This is a genomic window from Rathayibacter sp. AY1C7, assembly GCF_002931865.1.
In the GTDB taxonomy this organism is placed as follows: Bacteria; Actinomycetota; Actinomycetes; order Actinomycetales; family Microbacteriaceae; genus Rathayibacter.
Genome location: NZ_PSWB01000002.1, coordinates 52,543 through 69,947, shown reverse-complemented (window position 1 = coordinate 69,947; position 17,405 = coordinate 52,543). Strand labels below are relative to the sequence as shown.

Genomic DNA, 17,405 nt, shown 5'->3' with positions numbered 1-17,405 from the left:
GGCGAGGGTGAGCGCATGAGCCTCTTCATCACCTGCCCGGTCGACGACGTCGAGCGCGCCACCGCCTTCTACACCGCGCTCGGCTGGACCCTGAACACCGAGATGTCCCGCGAGGACGTCTCCTGCTTCGCGATCGGTCCCGACACGTCCGTCATGCTGGCTAGCCGCGCGATGTACGAGAGCGTCGGCGCCACCGAGGAGCTGATCGGCGCCCCCGGCACCCCCTCGAAGGTGACCGTCTCGTTCGACCTCGACAGCCGCGAGGCCGTTGACGAGCTCGTCGAGCGGGCCGCTGCCGCGGGAGGCCGGATCGGCGACACCGACGACTACCCCTTCATGTACCAGCGCCAGTTCGACGACCTCGACGGCTACCACTACTCCCCGTTCTGGATGAAGCCGGGCGGCGACGCGGCGGAGTGACGGGGCGGCGCGGACTCACTCCGCGTGCCGCAGGCGGTGCCGCCGGACCGCGGCCCGGTTCGCGCAGCGGACGGAGCAGTACCGCTGCCGGCCGTTCCGCGTCACGTCGACGACGACGTTCCGGCAGTGGTCGCCCGGCGCCCGACCGGCCTCGCACCGCAGGAGGCGGCCCATCCCCCGGGTCGTCAGGTGCAGCGCCGTGCCCACCGCGATGACGGCGTGGAGGACGTGCGCCAGGGACTGGTCCCGGTCGCGGTAGTGCAGGTGCCAGCCCTCGTCGTCGTGGTCGGTCAGGCGCGGATACGCGGCGATCGCGGCCATCTGGCGGTTCAGCGACGTCGCCCGGTCGCTCGGAGTCGGCGCGTCGACCACTTCCAGCCACTCGTCGATCACGTCGCGCGTCCGGGCGTGGTCGTCCGGGCCGGACTCGAAGGCCATCGTCATGCCGTATTCGCGCGTTCGAGCCTCGATGCCCTCGCGGTCGGACGGCCAGTCGTTCGCGAGGGAGGCGGCGAGCAGGACCGCGTACTCGCCGTAAGGGTTGAGCTGCATAAGACCATGACAGCACAGTGGCTCCCATGCGCACCTCCACACCCTCCCCGCACCCCTCCGAGCCGCTCGCCCCCGCCGTCGATCCGCACGAGCACGGCTGGACGACCGAGTCGGCCCACCGGACCAGCGAGGGCGTCGTCGTGTACGTCCGCTGCGCCGGCTGCGGCACGCGGCGCGTGGACGTGCGGACCGGGCACCAGGATCCCCCTGCCGCTCTCAGCCGCGTCCTGCCCGCCTCCGACGACCGCTCCCGCCGTGGAGCAGAGGGAGGATGAGCGCATGATCGCCGACCTGACCCTCCCCCGCGACGCCGGCCCCGGGGAGAGGAGCCTCCTCCTCCGCCGCGCGGTGCTCCACGACCTCCCCGCGCTCGTCCGGCTCCTCTCCGACGACCCGATCAGCGCCGGGCGCGGAGACGTCGCCGCCGAGGAGGACGGGGCCGCCTACGAGGCCGCCTTCCGGAGCATCGCGCAGGACCCGGGCAACGATCTCGTGGTCGCGGTGGACGGCGCCGGAGCCGTGGTCGGCACGCTGCAGCTGACCGTGATCCCCGGGATGGCGCGCCGCGGCAGCTCCCGCCTGCTCGTCGAAGCGGTCCGGGTGGCGAGCGCCGAGCGGTCGGCCGGGATCGGCACGGCCCTGATGCGCTGGGTGCTGGACGTCGCTGCGATCGAGCTCCGCACGCCGCTCGTCCAGCTGACCTCGGACGCCGCCCGCACCGACGCCCACCGCTTCTACCTGCGCCTGGGCTTCGTCGACTCGCACGTGGGCTTCAAGCGCCGCGTCGAGCTGCCGGGCTCATAGCGGCGGTGCGGGCAGCCCGTCCGGACGCCTGATCGGCGTGTCCCCGCAAGCACGACCGGCGCAGGAGGGGACGCCCCGAGCGGAGGCCCGGACGGCACTGCTCGCCTCTCCCCGGCCGACGTGATTGGCTGGCCCGATGAGAACCGAGACCCGCCAGGGCGTCCCCCTCCTGCTCGTCGACGACGACGGAGGCGCGCTCTCGACCCCGGACGACGCGATCGCGCTGATCGGCGAGACCTACGGCGGCGACGTCGAGACGATCGTGGTGCCCGTCGGCCGGCTCGACCCCGAGTTCCTCCACCTGCGCTCCGGCATCGCCGGCGAGTTCGTGCAGAAGTTCGTCTCGTACGGCAAGCGGCTGGTGATCCTCGGCGACGTCAGCGGGCCGGTGGCGGAGTCGAGCGCGCTGCAGGCCTTCGTCGTCGAGTCGAACCGCGGCGACCACCTCTGGTTCGCCGCCGACCTCGAGGCGCTCGACGCCCGCCTCCGCAGGTCCGGGACCGCGAACGAGCCCGGCGCCGACGGCGGAGTGGAGCCGACGCCCGGCCCCGCCCGCTGATGCCCCTGCTCCAGCCCGGCCCCGACGGCTCTCCACCCGAGGTCGACGGTCCGGTCCGCCTCCTCCTGCTCGCCGACACGCACCTCCCGAAGCGGGCGAAGGCCCTCCCGGACGAGGTGTGGCGCGCGGTCGACGAGGCAGACCTGGTCGTGCACGCGGGCGACTGGGTCGACGAGGCGACGCTGGACGCGCTGGAGGAGCGGGCGGCGCTCCTGCTGGCCGTGTGGGGCAACAACGATCCGGAGCCGCTGCGCGCCCGCCTGCCCGAGGTCGCGCGCGCCCGCATCGCCGGCCTCGACGTCCGCGTGGTGCACGAGACCGGAGCGGCGACCGGCCGCGAGACCCGCGCCGACGCCGCCCATCCGGGTGCCGACGTGCTCGTCTTCGGGCACAGCCACATCCCCTGGGACACCGTCTCCCCGGCGGGTCTCCGCCTGCTCAATCCGGGCTCCCCGACGGATCGGAGGCGCCAGCCGGCCTGCACCTTCCTGACCGCAGTCGCCGACGACGGAGTGCTCCGCGACGTGCACCTGACCGCCCTGCCGCTCCGGGCACGAACCATTCCCGGCGGCGGCGCAAGGGGGTCACAGAGCATTTAGGTCGGCCTAAGCTCACCTGGATGAGCAGCTCACACGACCACCCCGACTCCGCGCACCTGCGCCCGGAGGGTCTCGACGACGCCACCGTGGCGGCGCTCGGGAAGCTCTCGGAGGCGCTCGAGACGGTCGAGCACGCCCGCGGTCTGCTCTACGGCTTCCACCGGCTCACCGGCGCGGCCGACCTCGCTCTGGGCGAGGCCGTCGACGAGTTGCGCGAGGCCGGCCACGCCGCGACCGCCGAGCGGATCGAGGCCGAGCTCGTCGGCCGCAACGTCATCGAGGGGCGCTGGACCTTCCAGATCGTCGAGGACTACGACGACACCTACTACGCCGCGTTCCGGGAGCAGGAGCGCGCCGCGCGCGACGAGCTCGCCGGCGGACGCCGCCACCTCTTCGAGTCCGAGATGAAGGAGGACCGCCGCTCCGGCGGCCGCCGCCACCACGAGTCGCGCCCGGAGGCGGGCTCGTGAACGCCGTCATCCGGATGCACGCCTCGTCGCTGCGGGTCAAGGCGGTCACGCCCGGCCGCGGTGGACGCGGCACGCCTCCCGAGCCCGAGGCGACGATGCGGCGCACCACGCTCAGTATCGACGGCCGTCGCTTCCTCCTCGCCGTCTCCCTCGACACCGAGGAGCTCGAGAAGCGCCTGGTCGAGGCCGTGCGCAACCGCGGCGACATGGTGAGCTTCACGGTCGCCGGCGAGCGCGAGGTCTGCGTGCTGGTCTCCCCGGGCGTCGCGGTCATCCTCGAGCACGAGGACGTCCCGGTCGAGGATCCGGACGCCGAGGACGCGCCGATCCTGTATGACGACGTCGAGTACCTGACCTGATCCGTCGGCGGCCGGTCCCGGCCGCCGGTCCGGGCGCGGCTCTCGACTCGGGTCGTCCGCCCGCTCAGACCGCTCCGGTGCTCGCCCACAGGTGGAACGCCGCGTGCGCCCGGTGCGGCCGCCACGCCTGCGACGCCGCCTCCGCCTCCGCCGTGCTCACCCGGCCGAGCGCCTTCCGCAGCACCAGGTCGCCGGCGGGGAAGGCGTCCGGATCGCCGAGGAACCGGAGCGCGAGGTAGTCGGCCGTCCACGGCCCGATGCCCGGAATCGCGAGGAGCGCGCGCCGCTGCTCCGGCAGGTCGCCCGCGCGGTCGAGCACGGGTCCGGCGGCGAAGGCCTCGGCGACGGCCCGGACCGTCCGCGCCCGGGCGTTGGTGATCCCGATCGCCGAGCGCAGCGCCTCGAACTCCGGCGCGAGCAGGGCGGCGGGTGCGGGGAACGCCAGCAGACCGCGCTCCCCCGGGGCGCCGAAGGCCGCGGCGGTCCGTCCGCCGAAGGTCCGGGCCGCGGCGACGGACACCTGCTGGCCGAGGACCGCCACCACCGCCGCCTCGAACGCCTCCGGGTACTGCGTCGCGCGCAGCCCCGGTCGGGCCGCGACGGAGCGGGCGAGCAGCGGGTCCCGCGAGAGCTCGGCGCCGATCGCCACGACGTCGGAGTCGAGGTCGAACCAGGCACGGACGACCGCGGCCGCCGGCGTCAGCACGTCCGGCTCCGCCTCCACCCGCAGCCCGGTCTCCGTCACCTCGAGCACGATCGGCCGCGGCGCCCCGTCGAGGGTGAGCAGGCGCTCCAGGCGTCGGCCGTCGGCCGAGACCCGCTCCACTCCGGGGAGGGCGTGGTTGCGGAGGAGGCTCGCGGCGCCGGCTGAGTCGAAGGGCCCGAGGGCCGGCAGGTCGAGGGAGGACGTCTCGTTCAGGGGAGCAGGACCGTCTTGCCGCGCGCGCGGCCCGACTCGACGAGGGCGAGCGCGGCGGCCGCCTCGGTCAGCGGGAAGGAGGGCCCGAGCACGACCTCGAGCTCCCCGCGACCGGCGCGGTCGAGCAGGCCCGGCCGGGCGGCGTCGCGGAGGGCGGTGCCGGGATCGGCTCCCGGTCCGCCGCCGAGCATCAGGATCCCGCCGAGGCGGGCGGCGTGCTCGAAGCCGGCCACAGTGGCGATGCGCGAGCGGTCGGCGACCAGAGCCACCGAGGCGTCCAGCGCCTCGTCGGTGCCCGCCGTGTCCAGCGCGACGTCGACGCCGCCGGGGGCCAGGGCGCGCACGCGCTCCTCCAGCCCGGCGCCGTAGCGGACCGGCTCCGCGCCGAAGCGGCGGACGACCTCCTCGCCGCGCTCGCTCGTGGTGCCCAGCACCCGTGCTCCGCGGGCGACCGCGAGCTGCACCGCGAGCGAGCCGACGGCCCCGCTCGCCCCGTGCACCAGGACGGTGTCCCCGGAGGAGACGCGGGTCGCCTCGACGAGGTGCTCGGCGGTCGTCCCGGCCAGCAGCAGGCCCGCGGCCGCCGCCCAGCCGAGCCCGGCGGGCTTGGGCAGGACCGCGCTCGCGGGCGCGACCAGCTCGGCGGAGTAGCCGCCGGAGACCCGGAACGCCACGACCTCGTCGCCCACGCGGATCTGGCCGAGCGGCCCCTCGGCCCCCTCGCCGACCGCGGTCACGACTCCGGAGATCTCGCTGCCCGGCCGGACCGGCACCCGCCCGCGCCCGAACATCCCGCGCAGGAGCTTCGCGTCGGCCGGGTTCACGCCCGCGGCGCGCACCGCGATCCGCACCCTGCCGGGCGTCGGCTCCCCCGGATCGACCTCGACGGCGCGCAGCGCCTCCGGCCCGTCGAATCCCTCGGCCTGCATCGCGACGACCATGCGTCCGCCTCCCGTCCCCGGGCGCCTGCCCACCCGAGCGCGACGCTAGCAGCAGCGTCCGACCCCCGGACCCCCTGCGGCGAGCGCGGCAGCCGACCGAGAACGCCCGTTCTGGTACCGCCTACCATGGAGGGATGTCCCCGATCCTCGACGAGCGCCCTCCCCGCGAGGCGATCCTCGCGGCCGCCGACCGGCTCTACTACGAGCGCGGCATCCAGTCCGTCGGGATGGACGAGCTCCGCACGGCCGCGGGCGTCTCGCTGAAGCGCCTCTACTCGGAGTTCCCGAGCAAGGAGTCGGTGGTGGTCGCCGTCCTGCACGGCCGGCACGAGCAGTGGACCCTCGGCGTGACCACCCGGGTCGCCGCGGCGGACGGACCTCGCGGCAAGCTGCTCGCGATCTACGACTTCCTCTTCGACTGGTTCTCCGAGGACTCGTTCCGCGGCTGCGGCTTCATCAACGCCTTCGGGGAGCTCGGCTCGTCGAACCCGATGGTCGCCGAGATGGCGCGCGACCACAAGGAGACGTTCCAGCGCTTCCTCGCGACCCTCGCTGAGGAGGCGGGAGGCGGCGCCGAGCTCGCCGCGCAGCTCGCAATCCTCGCCGAGGGCGCCCAGACCACCGCGGCCATCGCCGGAACCCCGGAGGCCGCCCTGCACGCACGCCGCGCCGCCGAGATCCTCATCGACGCGGAGACGCGCCCCGTCTGAGGCGCGCCGCGCGCGGGATCAGGCCTCGCCGCCCCCGGGCGGGCCGACCACGAGCAGCGCCGCGAAGACCACGGCGACCAGAGCCAGGACCAGCGCCCCGGCGAGCACGGGCCGCGCGAGCGCCCAGCGGAGGAGTCTGCTCGTCACGCGCCGGTCGCGCGGGTCGTCCGTCGCGTGCGTCCGCCACGGGCCCTCCAGCAGGCCGCGGCGCTCGAAGCCGCGCTCCAGCGGGACCGTCGCATAGGGCACGACCGCGCTGACGACCGCGAGCGCCGTCGCGCCCGCCGACCACCGCTGGTTCACCGCGAGCACCAGGGCCGCGGCTCCGTAGGCGAGGAACGCGAACCCGTGGATCGGCCCGGCGACGCTCACCGGCCAGTCGCCGGCTCCGGCCGCGTACTTCAGCAGCATCCCGACGATCAGGAGAGTCCAGGTCACCGCCTCGACGATCGACAGCAGGCGGAAGAGGCGGCGCGGGCTCATGGGATCGGCTCCGTTCGGTCCGCGGCGACGCGGCTCGGGGTCGGTCGAGGGTCGCCCGGACCCTACGGGAGCACGCTCGCGAGGAACCTGAGCGGACGAGGACCGCTCGGGGCGCTCAGCCCAGCCAGCCCGTGAGCGAGAGGGCCGTCACCGCGCCGACCAGGCCCGCGGCGACGAGGGCGACCGTGCCCGTGACTCCGCTGCGGGAGGGGGCTGCGGCGGGGCCGCCGGCCAGGCGCGCCCAGAGCCGGCGTGCCACCTCCTCGGCGGAGGGGCGGTCGGCCGGATCGAGAGCGGTCATCCCGGTCAGCAGCTCGCGCCACTCCGCCGGGACCGACTCCGGGACGACGGGCGCGTGGTGGAGGCGCTGGATCGAGATCTCGAGCGTCGTGCCGGTGTAGGCCCTGCGGCCCGAGACGGCCTCGAGCAGGACCAGCCCGAGCGAGTAGACGTCGGACGCCGGTCCGACCGGGCCGGAGCCGAGGCTCTCGGGGCTGAGGTACGCGGCGGTGCCCACCAGCACGTCGGAGCGGGTGAGCCGGGCGTCGTCGACCGAGCGGGCGATCCCGAAGTCGCTGAGCTTGGCCTCGTGCGCGGAGAAGCCGGATGCGGTGGCGCGCGAGCGGACGAGGACGTTCTCGGGCTTCACGTCGCGGTGGAGGACGCCCTGCGCGTGCAGGTGCGCGAGAGCATCGGCCACCTGGGCGCCGACCTCCGCGATGAGCCGCTGGTCGCCGGAGGCGAACCAGTCGGCCGCCGGGTCGCTGCGGTCGAAGTACTCGAGGACGAGGAACGCGAGGTCGCCCTCCTCGCCGGGGATCTCGCCCTGGTCGAGGACGTCCACCACGGAGGCGTGACGCGAGTCGATCAGGAAGCGGATCTCGCGCTCGCGACGCGCCCGCTCGTTGGGGGTGTCCGGGACGCCGCGGTGGACCTTGACCGCGACCTGGCGGGCGAGGCGGAGGTCGCGGGCGCGGTAGACGACGGCGCTGCCGCCCTCCCCCACCCGCTCGAGCACGAGGTAGCGACCGGCCAGGGTGGAGCCGACCAGCGGATCCACGACGTCGGCGGGGAGCGGCTGCAGGCGGTCGAGTTCGTCCAGCACGGGCAGCTCCCTTCGCGAATGAGTCACTAGCTCGTCTAACTAGTAGTCCCTTCGTAGTGGTCGCCGCCCTTCCAGGCAAGCACTTCGGGGGAGGTTGGCTTGTCTAGATCTTCTTGCTACGAGACTGTCTAGACTGTTCGGCATGGATGAGGTCACGCTGAAGCGACCCGGGGCCTTCTGGTTCTCGGGTGAGGCGACCGAGCCCGGAGCGGTGGAGGTCCTCGCCGCGATGCGCGCCTTCCGCACGGCGGAGGCCGCGATGCGCCGACGGACCCGCGGATCCATGGGCATGGGCGAGAACGACCTGCTGGCCGTGCAGTTCCTCATGCGCCGCCAGCAGAAGGGCGTGCACGTCAGCCCGAAGGACCTGGCCTCCTACCTCGGCATCTCCTCCGCCTCCACGACCGTGCTGATCGACCGGCTGGTCAAGAGCGGGCACGTGGTCAGGGAGCCGCACCCGAGCGACCGCCGGGCCATCCGCATCGTCGCCACCCCCACCTCCCACCGCGAGGTGCGCGAGACGCTCGACGAGATGCACCGCCGCATGCTCGAGGCGGCCGAGACGCTCAACCCCTCCGAGGCCGGGACCGTCATCCGCTTCCTGCAGACGATGCGCGACATCGTCGAGCGCCCGGCCGACTCCGAGACGGTCGACGCCGCCCAGGAGCTCGCGGGCGAGGAGATCGGCGAGTACGCCGACGGCGTGCTGGAGCAGCGCCGCGCCTGACCGGCGTCCCCGCGGCCGTGGCCGCGCGTCCCCAGGAGTTCACTCCGAGGGACTTCTGCCGCGCCCCGGGTCCGTCGGAGAATCGAGGCGACCGGCGGCGATGGACAGAAAACGCAGTCCGCGACGTAAGTAGCTAGCTCAACTAGTAGAAAGTCTTTCTAGCGATATAGAGTGACGGACGTCAGCCACTCGCACGTCAGATCGGAGCACACCATGGGCAACATCCTGTACGGCACTCCCCCCGCCGCCATCGAGGTCGAGGACCGCGCCCTCGCCCACCTCCAGATCGTCATCATCAACAAGTTCCGCCGCGACGAGCGCTTCCTGCTCACCCTCGACGCGAGCCCCCAGGCCGGCACCGGCCGCCGCGGCGTGTGGATGCACCCGACCATCCCGATCCAGTTCGAGTTCAAGGGCAGCCGTCAGCCCACGATCAACCCGGAGTGGGTCGAGGCCCTCATGGAGCGCGCCAACAGCGGCGCCGGCCTCCGCATCGTGCCCGAGCCGACGAGCAACGCCGCCGTCCCGCTGCGCCGCGCCGAGCCCGCCGCCTGACCCTCCGCGCCGGAGCCGCTCCCGATCAGGCGCCGCCGCCGCACACCGACACGACCCGCCTTCCCGCCCGGGAGGCGGGTTCCGTCGTCTTCGGGCCTGAGAACCCCGGGAGCGCGGTCGCAAGTGGTTGACATTCCGCGCCACGGTCAGGGTCGCAGTCTTACACTGCTCCTGCGGCACGGGGTCGTTCCGGCGGGCTCGTCCCTGCTGTCGCACGCATGACCGGCCGCCGGCCGCTCGGGCCCCCCTCTCGAGCGACCGGCGGACGGCTGCGCGGCGCACCCGAAGCGCCGTCCGCGAGGTCCGCCGGAACCAGGAGCGGCCAGATGACCCACGGAACGAACAGCCTCACCACCACCGTCGACGAGGTGCGCCCGGGCGACCTCTTCTGCGCCGTCGTCGCCCACGAGACCGAGCAGTGGCGCGTCGTCGCCGTCCTCGGCATCCGCGTCCTCGCCGAGCGGGTCTCCGGAGGAGACCGCCGCAGCTTCACGCTCCGCTTCGTGCGCCACCAGCTCTCGCCGGACGTGCTCATCGCGAGGGGTGCCGCAGCGACGGCCTCTCCGGACTCCCGCCGCTAGAGCGCCGCCGTCGCCACGGCGGGCCGCGCCAGGCGGGCGAAGAGGCGGTCGAACACGACCCGCCGATCGAACTGCAGGGCGTACTCCCGGGCGGCCGCCGCTCGGCGTGCGCGATCGTCGGCGCTGAGCTCGAGGACGGCGTGGTCGAGGAGCGCGGCGATCGTGTCCGGGCTGTCGACCGGGGTCACGAAGGCGTGCTCGCCGATCGCCTCGCCGATGCCGCCGGTCAGCGTGGTGATGATCGGGCCGCCCCCGGCGAGCATCTTCTCGGCCAGCGCGATGCCGAAGGTCTCGACGAACTCGGGCCGCGGCTTGCTCGGGAGCACGAACGCCTCGCAGCCCGCCATCAGGAAGGGCTTCTCCGCGTCGCCGACGTCGTCGAGGAAGCGGATGCGGTGCGCCAGCGGTGACGCCGCCGCGATCCGGCGCAGCTCCGCCTCCTGCGGACCGCGACCCGCGATGACGAGCTCGTGGCGCTCGTGGACGGCACTGCGCTCGTAGCCGGTGATGAGATCCTCCACGCCCTTCGCCTCGGTCAGGCGCGAGAGGAAGAGGACGTAGCCGTCGGTCCGGAGTCCGCGGGCCCGCACGACCTCCTCGACGACGCCGGGGTCGAGGTCGAGGTAGGCGTCCGCGTCGATCGCCGGGTAGGACACGGCGATGCGCTCCCGGCACTGCGGAGCGAAGCGCGTCCCGTGCGCGGCGTCGACGCGCTCCGCCTCCTCGATGATCAGGTCGCGCGTGTACTCCGACACCGCGACGCAGTGGTCCTGCGAGAGGTAGGAGGAGAGGATGTGGGCGGCGGCGCCCAGCCGGCCCTCCTCCACCGCCCGGCGGACCACGTTCGTGACGTCGGAGCCGACGGCCTCGGCGATCGTGGTCACCTCGACGGGCAGTCCGGTGCTCCAGGCGGCGCGGAGGGCGTCGGCCACGACGAGCGTGTGCGGGCTCAGGTAGAGCGAGAGGCAGACGGTCGGGACGCCGTCGGTGAACAGCTCGATCAGGCGCCCGGTCATCCCGGCCAGCCAGCGGCCGTCCGGGACCTTGTAGTCGCCCACGGGTCCCGGCCGCTCCACGACGATGCCGTCGCTGTAGGGCAGCACGGCGTCGAGCGGCTTGAGCGGGAGGCCCGCGGCCTCGAGCCGGTCGATCGGCCAGGTGACGATCCGGACCTCGTCGAATCCGCGCTCCCGGGCGGTCTCGGCGATATTGCGCGCTTCGACGGAGTGCCCGCAGATCACCGGATCGGCGCGGACGACGATGACGAGTCTGTCCTGCACAGTGTTCGCGTGCGTGCTCTGGTCCATGGGTCTCCTTCAGGGGTCGTCGGTCGGGTGCGGCGGCGGAGGCCGGACGCGCGGGGTCGGTGGTGGCGGGGGTGACGGCGAGCGGGGGTCAGTGCCGGCGCGCCGGCCACGAGGGCGGCCGATGCTCGGGCAGGGTCCCCCAGTCGGAGGGCTCCGGACCGAGGTGCAGGAGCAGCTCGCCGCCGCGATGGAGGGCGGCCGCGGTCAGGACGCTCGTCAGGAGGGGCGCGCCGTCGAACTCGGCCGACTGCACGTACTGGACCGGCCCACCCGGCTCGGGCTCGACGAAGCCGGTGGTCCGGATCTCGAGGTCGGCCCCTCCGATCGCCACCGACGCGCGCGCGAAGCTCGGCGCGTTGACCAGCACCAGGCCCTGCCCGGCGACGGGGAACAGCCCGAGGCTCGCCCACACGTACCAGGAGCTGAGGCCGCCGGAGTCGTCGTTCCCCGGCAGGCCTCCCCGGCCCGCTCCGAACCGCTGGTGCAGCACGCCGTGCACGATCTCGGCGGTCCGGTCGGGCCGTCCCGCGTAGTGGTACGCCCACGGCGAGTCCATGTCGGGCTCGTTGTTGAGCCCCTCGAAGCGTCCGAGCTCGGCTCCCGCGAGCATCTCGCTCCGCTCGGGGCGCAGCCCGGGCTGGACGACCGGCTCGGCTCCGTAGCCGAAGAACTCGTCCAGCTGGGCGACGAAGCCCTCGTCCCCTCCGCTGAGGGCGATGCGCCCGGCCATGTCGTGCAGCAGGCGGAACGAGTAGTTGTGGCGGGTGCCCTCGTAGTACGTCGAGTCCTTGAGCAGGCCGGAGCGGAGGTCGAACGCGTTCACCCACTGCGCGGCGCGCTCCTCGAGCTGCTCGGCGAGCTCGAGATCGCCGACGTGGCGGGCCACGACCGCTGTGCACCAGTAGCCGTGCGCCAGGTCGAGCGTGTGGCTGATCGGGTGAGCCTCCCCCGCGGCGAGGAACTCCTCGCCGTACATCCGCTTGAGGTCCTCGCTCATGTGCACGAGAGCGGCGTCCCAGTCGACCCCGGGCAGCCCCAGCCGGCAGAGGTCGGCGAGGAAGGTGTGCGCGAGGGCACTGCCTTGGCGCGAGAACCGGTCGCTGCCCTTGGCCATCCGGTAGCCGATCGGGAAGTTGCCCTCCTCCTCGCAGATGGTGAGGAGCGCAGCCGCGATCTCGACCGCCCGCTCGGGCAGCAGCATCGTGAGCAGCGGGAGCTGAGTGCGGTAGATGTCCCACATCGTGCTGATGTCGAAGACGAAGGGTCCGTCCGTCGGCCAGAACGGGCTCTCGGAGGGAGCGAGGCACGGCTTGATCAGCGAGTGGTAGAGCGCGGTCGAGAAGACCGTCTCGCGCTCGGCGGACGGGGTGTCGACGGCGATCGTGCGCAGGCGCTTCCGCCACGTCTTGCGGGTGCGATCACGGCGCTGGTCGAACCCGGTGCCCGCAGGAGGGACGTCGCGATGCAGGTTCTCGCGGGCGCGGTCGGTGCCCCGCAGCGAGAAGCCCATCCGGAGCTCGACGGTCTGCCCGGCCGTGCTGGGTCCCGCCCACATCAGCCCGAAGGGGCGCAGCGTGGTGGGACGGATGTGGTCGAAGTCGAGCCGGGTCCCGCCGGGCATCAGCCGGCGGTCGTACCAGAGCATCTGCCGCCACTGCAGGGCGTCGCACTCCAGGTGCACCGCGAGCGGCGCCCCCTCCATCACGACCTCGCCGGCCGCGACTCCGGGCGAGATCGAGTGCAGCTGCGCGCGCAGCGGCACCGTCGCTCCGCTCGGGATCGCCAGACCCCCGAGGGAGAGGTCGACCACCACGCGTGCGCTGCGGTGCTCGGGGAAGGTGTAGCGGTGCACCACGGAGGCGGGCCCGACGGTGAGCTCGGCCCGCACGCCGGAGGAGAGGGTCGCCGCGTAGTAGCCGGGCTCCGCCACCTCGTCCTCGAGGGCCCAGCTGCGCCCGAGCTCGTCGAGCGGCTCGAGCATCGGCGTGACCCGCAGGTAGTTGTAGTACTTGCGGATCGCGCCGGTGCCCGACTGCTGGAAGTGGGTGAATCCGCTCGCCTCGAGGCCGTCGTGGAGCGTCGGCGGGACCCCCTCGAGCGCGAGGTCGTAGCGGCCGTAGCCCGTCGGATAGGCGCCGGAGTAGGAGCACGCGGACACCATGCCGAGGGGGTAGGTGGCTCCGGGGTGCGTGTTGCCGATCTGCGGCTTCGGCGACCACCACGTCGCTGCGACCCCGGTCGGCTCCGGGAGCGCGGTCGCCTCCGTGCCCAGGAACGGGTCCACCCGCTCGATCATCCGCTCGCCGCCATGCCGTGACGCTAGGCACGGCGGGGAGACGAGGGGTGTCGACGGGGTGTCCGGCGGACGACGGAGCGGCGACGGATGAGGGCCGGCGGGCTAGGGGATCAGGTGCTCCGCGCGGTAGCGGTCGAAGAGCGCCGTGAACGAGTCGACCGTCCGGTGGAACGCTGTGAAGCCGGCGAGGCGGGACTTGCCGATGTCGGTGACGACCTCGAGGTTCCGGCCGAGGTCGGCGTCGGTGTGCCACCAGGAGGCGACGCGGGAGAGGTCGGGCTCGATCAGCCCGTGCTCGTCGACGAGGCGCCGCCAGACGGGCTCGGCATCGGCCATCTGCTGCTCGAGCGGCTGCGGCTCCTCCCCCGGGCCGACCGGCTCGACGCCGAAGTGCTCCGCGATCCGGGTCCACATCCAGCGCCAGCGGAAGACGTCGCCGTTGACCACGTTGAAGGCATGGTCGCGGCCCGCCTCCGACGTCGACGCCCAGAGCATCTGCTCGGCGAGGATCGTCGCGTCGGTCATGTCGGTGAGTCCGTTCCACTGCGTGAGCGAGCCGGGGAACACGAACGGGGTGCCCTCGGCACGGTGGATCGACGCCGCGACCGCGAGGGTCAGCCCCATGTTCATCGCGTTGCCGACGGCGTGCCCGATGACCGTGTGCGAGCGGTGCACCGACCAGGTGAACCCGGCGCGCCCGGCCGCGGCGAAGAGCTCGTCCTCCTGCGCGTAGTAGAAGTTCGGGGCGTCGAGGCGCTCCTCCTCCTCGTGGAACGGGGTGTCGGGCATCGCGCCCTGCCCGTACGCCTCGAACGGGCCCAGGTAGTGCTTGAGGCCGGTCACCAGCGCGACGTGCTCGACGGGAGCGTGCGCGAGCGCGGCGAGGAGGTCGCGGACCATGCCGCCGTTGACCGCGATGTTCTCCTCCTCCGTCGCCTGGCGCGACCAGGCGGTGAAGAAGACGTGCGTGGGGCGCTGGTCGGCGAGCACGCGGGCCAGGTCCTCGGCGGAGCGAAGGTCGGCGGCGAGCGGAGTGACGCCGGGGCGCGCGTCGATCGGGCGGCGCGAGAGGGCGGTCACCGGCCAGCCCTGCTCGGTGAGCAGGTCGACGAGGGCGGAGCCGCCGATGCCGGTCGCACCGACGACGAGGGCGCTGCGGGGGTCGGACGGGGGGACGGGAGTGGTGGAGGACATCCCCTGGGCCAACAGCCCCGGGGGCGAGGCATTCCCCGATCCGGGCGTCACGGAGGGACACCGGAGGTCACGGAGGGACACCGGGCGTCACGGAGGGACACCGGGCGTCACGGGCGGACCGCGGACCGGGCTCCTCCCCTACCGTCGAGCACGAGCCGCCCGGGGTGGGCGCAGCGGAACAGGAGCCGACGATGACCGCGACCGACGTGCGGGCCGTGCCCGAGGTGGACTACGAGGAACTGGCGGGGCGGTTCCGGCCGCTGTTCGCCGAGATCGCGGCGGGGGCGGCGGCGCGGGAGAGCGCGCGCGAGCTGCCGGTCGCGCAGATCCGAGCGCTGGCGGACGCCGGGTTCGGCGCGGTGCGCGTGCCACTGGAGTCCGGCGGGGCCGGCGCGAGCCTCCCCCAGCTGTTCCGCCTGCTGACGGAGCTGGCCGCCGCCGACTCCAACCTCCCCCAGGCGCTCCGCGGCCACTTCGCCCTGGTCGAGGACCGGCTGCTCGCGACCGACGGGACCCGCGAGCGCTGGCTCCGGCGCTTCGCCGACGGCGAGCTCGGCGGCAACGCCTGGACCGAGGTCGGCACGGTCGCGATCGGCGACGTGCAGACGAAGGTCGCTCCGGTCGAGGGCGACCCGACGCGGTTCACGGTGACCGGCACGAAGTACTACTCCACCGGCAGCGTCTTCGCCGACTGGATCGACACCTTCGCCCAGCGCACCGACACCGGGCAGAAGGTGATCGCGATCGTCGACGCTCGCCAGGCGGGCGTCGAGCACGCCGACGACTGGGACGGCTTCGGCCAGCGCACCACGGGCTCGGGGACGAGCACCTTCACGGAGGCGGTGGTCGCGGCCGAGGACGTGATCGACTTCGAGACCCGGTTCCGCTACCAGACCGCGTTCTACCAGGCGGTGCTGCTGGCCGTGCTGGCGGGCTCGATCGCTGGGGCCGAGCGCGAGATCGCGGCCGAAGTGCGGGCGCGGACCCGGATCTTCTCGCACGGGAACGCCGAGTCGTTCGCGGCGGATCCGCAGATCCTGCAGGTGGTGGGGCAGGTATCGGCCGCCGCCTATGCGGGAGCGGCGATCGTGGAGCGCGCGGCGGTCGCGCTGCAGCGGGCGCACGACGCGGCCCTCGACGGCGACCCGCTCGAGGACGAGCGGCAGAACGACCTCGCCGAGCTCGAGACGGCGCAGGCCCAGATCGTCCTGACGCAACTGGCCACCCGGGCGACCTCCGACCTCTTCGACGCGCTGGGCGCCTCCGGGGTGAGCACCCGCAAGAACCTTGACCGGCACTGGCGCAATGCGCGCACGGCCGCGAGCCACAATCCGTGGGTGTTCAAGGCGCGGATCGTCGGCGACCACGCGGTCAACGGCACCGTGCCGCCGCGGGTCTGGGCGATCGGCGCTGGGCCGAAGCGGTAGTCGCCTCGGCGCCGGCCGGGGGCGGTGGACAGCCGGCGAGGGCGGAGGAGAGGATCGAGGGGGCGGCGATGCGGCCGCCGCGGACGAGGGGGCTCGCGATGATCCGGACGACGACCGCGAGGGGCGCCGGTGCGCTGCTCGCCTGCGGGGCGGGGCTGCTCGCGCTGAGCGGCTGCACGGGAAGCGCCGACGAGGGGACGGCCCCGACGACCGCTTCACCGCTGATCTCGAGCGCTCCGACGCCGAGCAGTGCCGTGCCGACCGCGAGCGCCGGCAGCGCGACTCCGCTGCCCACCGCGACCCCGGCCACCGCCCTGCTCCCCTGCGAGGACCTGCTCACCGCCGAGGAGGAGGCGTCGCTCGCCGAGGACGGTCTCGCCCTCTCGCCCGAGACGACGGTCTACGACGTCGACTACCCCGTCGTGCAGGAGATCGCCGAGGACGGGGTGCTCTGCCGGTGGAGCGGCCAGGGCGACGTGTCGGTCGTGGTCGGGCAGCTGGCGGTCCCGGACGCGGAGTGGCCGGATCGGAGCGCCGCGCTCCTCGCGGACGGGTTCACCGCCGACGACACCGCGGCTCCGGGCTTCCTCGACGGGCCCGACGGACCGGACGAGAGCTACCCCGGCCGCGGCGTCCTCCACCGCGACGGCGTCCTCTACTACGTGAGCTACTCCGGGATCGTCGGCTCGATCGTGCCGCTCTCCGGCTGAGGCGGCGGATCGACGACCCAGGGCGGGCGCCCGTGGTCGGCGCTGCTCCCCGTCGTCAGCTGCTCGCCGTGGTGGTCGAACGACAGCGGGACTCCCGCCTCGGCGCACTCACGGCCGATCAGGTCCATGGCGTTCCAGAAGTACTCGCTCGCTCGTCGATCCCCGGAGATCGCGGAGAGCAGATTGCTCGTGGCGAGACGAGCAGCGTCGGACGCGATCGAGTTCGAGGAGCTCTCGTCGAAGCCCTCGAGGGCTTCGCGAAACGGTGGACGCAGAACGGGATCGAGTTCCGGCGCGTAGTCGTTCCACGTGCGCTCGAGCGGGACGCAGGGAGCGGCCTCCTGATCGCCTCCCGGCTCGGTGCAGCCCACAAGGAGCAGCACGGATACGAGTACCGCCGATGAGGCGGTCGTGCGGTCCACCATCGATCATCGCTCGATGTGCATCGTCCCCGTCGTGACCCAGACCGCGCAGGCCTTCTTGCGATGTTCCGGGGCACTGGTCTCGACGATGTGATCGCAGGTCGAGACGCCGGTGTACCACGTCACGCACCCCCCTTGAAACTCGTACTCGCAGTTCTTGTTCGGCTGAATCGGAGCGGCCGAGGCCACCTACGCCCCGAGAACCGACGTCAGCGCCAGCGCGACGACAGCGAGACCGGACCCGAACCACAGAGAACTCTTCATG

The 17,405-nt window shown here is 73.5% G+C and carries 22 protein-coding genes; 13 read left to right on the top strand and 9 right to left on the bottom strand.

Translation table 11 applies throughout. The features are described from left to right. Positions 1 to 15: 15 nt before the first annotated feature. Positions 16 to 420, top strand: coding sequence for a VOC family protein (locus tag C5C69_RS01330; protein ID WP_104257136.1), 405 nt, complete (start codon positions 16 to 18; stop codon positions 418 to 420). Positions 421 to 435: 15 nt separating this feature from the next. Here the strand turns inward: C5C69_RS01330 and C5C69_RS01325 are convergent, their stop codons facing one another. Beyond that, positions 436 to 972 (bottom strand): CGNR zinc finger domain-containing protein, encoded by a 537-nt coding sequence (locus C5C69_RS01325; RefSeq protein WP_104257135.1) that lies wholly within the window; start codon positions 970 to 972, stop codon positions 436 to 438. A 26-nt stretch (positions 973 to 998) separates the two neighbouring features. On the opposite strand from C5C69_RS01325, the gene C5C69_RS01320 reads away from it, so the two are divergent. The 6 genes from C5C69_RS01320 (at position 999) to C5C69_RS01295 (ending at position 3,763) form a co-directional block, all read left to right on the top strand. Further along, on the top strand, positions 999 to 1,247 hold the full coding sequence (locus C5C69_RS01320; protein WP_104224177.1) for a hypothetical protein: 249 nt from the start codon (positions 999 to 1,001) through the stop codon (positions 1,245 to 1,247). Positions 1,248 to 1,251: 4 nt separating this feature from the next. Next, positions 1,252 to 1,776, top strand: a complete 525-nt coding sequence (locus tag C5C69_RS01315) for a GNAT family N-acetyltransferase (RefSeq protein ID WP_104257134.1) — start codon at positions 1,252 to 1,254, stop codon at positions 1,774 to 1,776. A 136-nt stretch (positions 1,777 to 1,912) separates the two neighbouring features. Beyond that, a complete protein-coding gene (locus C5C69_RS01310; RefSeq protein WP_104257133.1) occupies positions 1,913 to 2,335 on the top strand; it encodes a DUF4180 domain-containing protein in 423 nt (140 codons plus the stop codon). Next, positions 2,335 to 2,934, top strand: a complete 600-nt coding sequence (locus C5C69_RS01305; RefSeq protein WP_104257132.1) for a metallophosphoesterase — start codon at positions 2,335 to 2,337, stop codon at positions 2,932 to 2,934. Before C5C69_RS01310 ends, C5C69_RS01305 begins: the two co-directional genes overlap by 1 nt. Before the next feature lie 20 nt (positions 2,935 to 2,954). Beyond that, on the top strand, positions 2,955 to 3,404 hold the full coding sequence (locus C5C69_RS01300) for a hypothetical protein (protein WP_104257131.1): 450 nt from the start codon (positions 2,955 to 2,957) through the stop codon (positions 3,402 to 3,404). Beyond that, positions 3,401 to 3,763 carry a hypothetical protein gene (locus C5C69_RS01295; protein ID WP_104224172.1) on the top strand — a complete coding sequence of 121 codons (363 nt, stop codon included), beginning with the start codon at positions 3,401 to 3,403 and terminating at the stop codon, positions 3,761 to 3,763. The genes C5C69_RS01300 and C5C69_RS01295 overlap by 4 nt, the downstream gene beginning before the upstream one ends. 64 nt (positions 3,764 to 3,827) lie before the next feature. Here the strand turns inward: C5C69_RS01295 and C5C69_RS01290 are convergent, their stop codons facing one another. Both C5C69_RS01290 and C5C69_RS01285 read right to left on the bottom strand, forming a co-directional pair. Further along, positions 3,828 to 4,658, bottom strand: coding sequence for a DNA-3-methyladenine glycosylase (locus C5C69_RS01290; RefSeq protein ID WP_258065180.1), 831 nt, complete (start codon positions 4,656 to 4,658; stop codon positions 3,828 to 3,830). Positions 4,659 to 4,678: 20 nt separating this feature from the next. Then, positions 4,679 to 5,623, bottom strand: coding sequence for an NADP-dependent oxidoreductase (locus C5C69_RS01285; protein WP_258065177.1), 945 nt, complete (start codon positions 5,621 to 5,623; stop codon positions 4,679 to 4,681). Positions 5,624 to 5,757: 134 nt separating this feature from the next. Here C5C69_RS01285 and C5C69_RS01280 point away from each other — a divergent pair, with 134 nt between their 5' ends. Further along, on the top strand, positions 5,758 to 6,333 hold the full coding sequence (locus tag C5C69_RS01280; protein ID WP_104224170.1) for a TetR/AcrR family transcriptional regulator: 576 nt from the start codon (positions 5,758 to 5,760) through the stop codon (positions 6,331 to 6,333). 18 nt (positions 6,334 to 6,351) lie between these two features. On the opposite strand, the gene C5C69_RS01275 is transcribed toward C5C69_RS01280, so the two are convergent. Together C5C69_RS01275 and C5C69_RS01270 are read right to left on the bottom strand one after the other, a co-directional pair. Next, on the bottom strand, positions 6,352 to 6,816 hold the full coding sequence (locus C5C69_RS01275) for a DUF3817 domain-containing protein (protein WP_104225947.1): 465 nt from the start codon (positions 6,814 to 6,816) through the stop codon (positions 6,352 to 6,354). Between the two features lie 115 nt (positions 6,817 to 6,931). Continuing rightward, positions 6,932 to 7,921 (bottom strand): serine/threonine-protein kinase, encoded by a 990-nt coding sequence (locus C5C69_RS01270; RefSeq protein ID WP_181126996.1) that lies wholly within the window; start codon positions 7,919 to 7,921, stop codon positions 6,932 to 6,934. A 142-nt stretch (positions 7,922 to 8,063) separates the two neighbouring features. Here C5C69_RS01270 and C5C69_RS01265 point away from each other — a divergent pair, with 142 nt between their 5' ends. The 3 genes from C5C69_RS01265 (at position 8,064) to C5C69_RS01255 (ending at position 9,784) form a co-directional block, all read left to right on the top strand. Next, a complete protein-coding gene (locus C5C69_RS01265) occupies positions 8,064 to 8,648 on the top strand; it encodes a MarR family winged helix-turn-helix transcriptional regulator (RefSeq protein ID WP_104257128.1) in 585 nt (194 codons plus the stop codon). Positions 8,649 to 8,861: 213 nt separating this feature from the next. Next, a complete protein-coding gene (locus tag C5C69_RS01260; RefSeq protein WP_104224199.1) occupies positions 8,862 to 9,203 on the top strand; it encodes an ATP-dependent DNA ligase in 342 nt (113 codons plus the stop codon). A 326-nt stretch (positions 9,204 to 9,529) separates the two neighbouring features. Continuing rightward, positions 9,530 to 9,784 carry a hypothetical protein gene (locus C5C69_RS01255; protein ID WP_104246999.1) on the top strand — a complete coding sequence of 85 codons (255 nt, stop codon included), beginning with the start codon at positions 9,530 to 9,532 and terminating at the stop codon, positions 9,782 to 9,784. On the opposite strand, the gene C5C69_RS01250 is transcribed toward C5C69_RS01255, so the two are convergent. From C5C69_RS01250 to C5C69_RS01240, 3 genes are all read right to left on the bottom strand, one after another. Next, positions 9,781 to 11,091 (bottom strand): glycosyltransferase, encoded by a 1,311-nt coding sequence (locus C5C69_RS01250; protein ID WP_104257127.1) that lies wholly within the window; start codon positions 11,089 to 11,091, stop codon positions 9,781 to 9,783. The genes C5C69_RS01255 and C5C69_RS01250 overlap by 4 nt on opposite strands. A gap of 88 nt (positions 11,092 to 11,179) precedes the next feature. Beyond that, the gene (locus C5C69_RS01245; protein ID WP_258063184.1) at positions 11,180 to 13,375 is read right to left on the bottom strand and encodes a glycoside hydrolase domain-containing protein; all 2,196 of its coding nucleotides are present in this window, start codon (positions 13,373 to 13,375) and stop codon (positions 11,180 to 11,182) included. Positions 13,376 to 13,489: 114 nt separating this feature from the next. Next, positions 13,490 to 14,581 carry an SDR family oxidoreductase gene (locus tag C5C69_RS01240; protein WP_104257125.1) on the bottom strand — a complete coding sequence of 364 codons (1,092 nt, stop codon included), beginning with the start codon at positions 14,579 to 14,581 and terminating at the stop codon, positions 13,490 to 13,492. A gap of 191 nt (positions 14,582 to 14,772) precedes the next feature. Here C5C69_RS01240 and C5C69_RS01235 point away from each other — a divergent pair, with 191 nt between their 5' ends. Together C5C69_RS01235 and C5C69_RS01230 are read left to right on the top strand one after the other, a co-directional pair. After that, on the top strand, positions 14,773 to 16,008 hold the full coding sequence (locus C5C69_RS01235; RefSeq protein WP_104233459.1) for an acyl-CoA dehydrogenase family protein: 1,236 nt from the start codon (positions 14,773 to 14,775) through the stop codon (positions 16,006 to 16,008). A 98-nt stretch (positions 16,009 to 16,106) separates the two neighbouring features. Beyond that, complete coding sequence (locus tag C5C69_RS01230) at positions 16,107 to 16,718, top strand: hypothetical protein (RefSeq protein WP_104257124.1); 612 nt, start codon at positions 16,107 to 16,109, stop codon at positions 16,716 to 16,718. Here the strand turns inward: C5C69_RS01230 and C5C69_RS01225 are convergent. Then, a complete protein-coding gene (locus C5C69_RS01225) occupies positions 16,676 to 17,140 on the bottom strand; it encodes a hypothetical protein (protein ID WP_104257123.1) in 465 nt (154 codons plus the stop codon). The two genes, C5C69_RS01230 and C5C69_RS01225, sit on opposite strands and share 43 nt — an antisense overlap. Positions 17,141 to 17,405 lie beyond the last annotated feature (265 nt).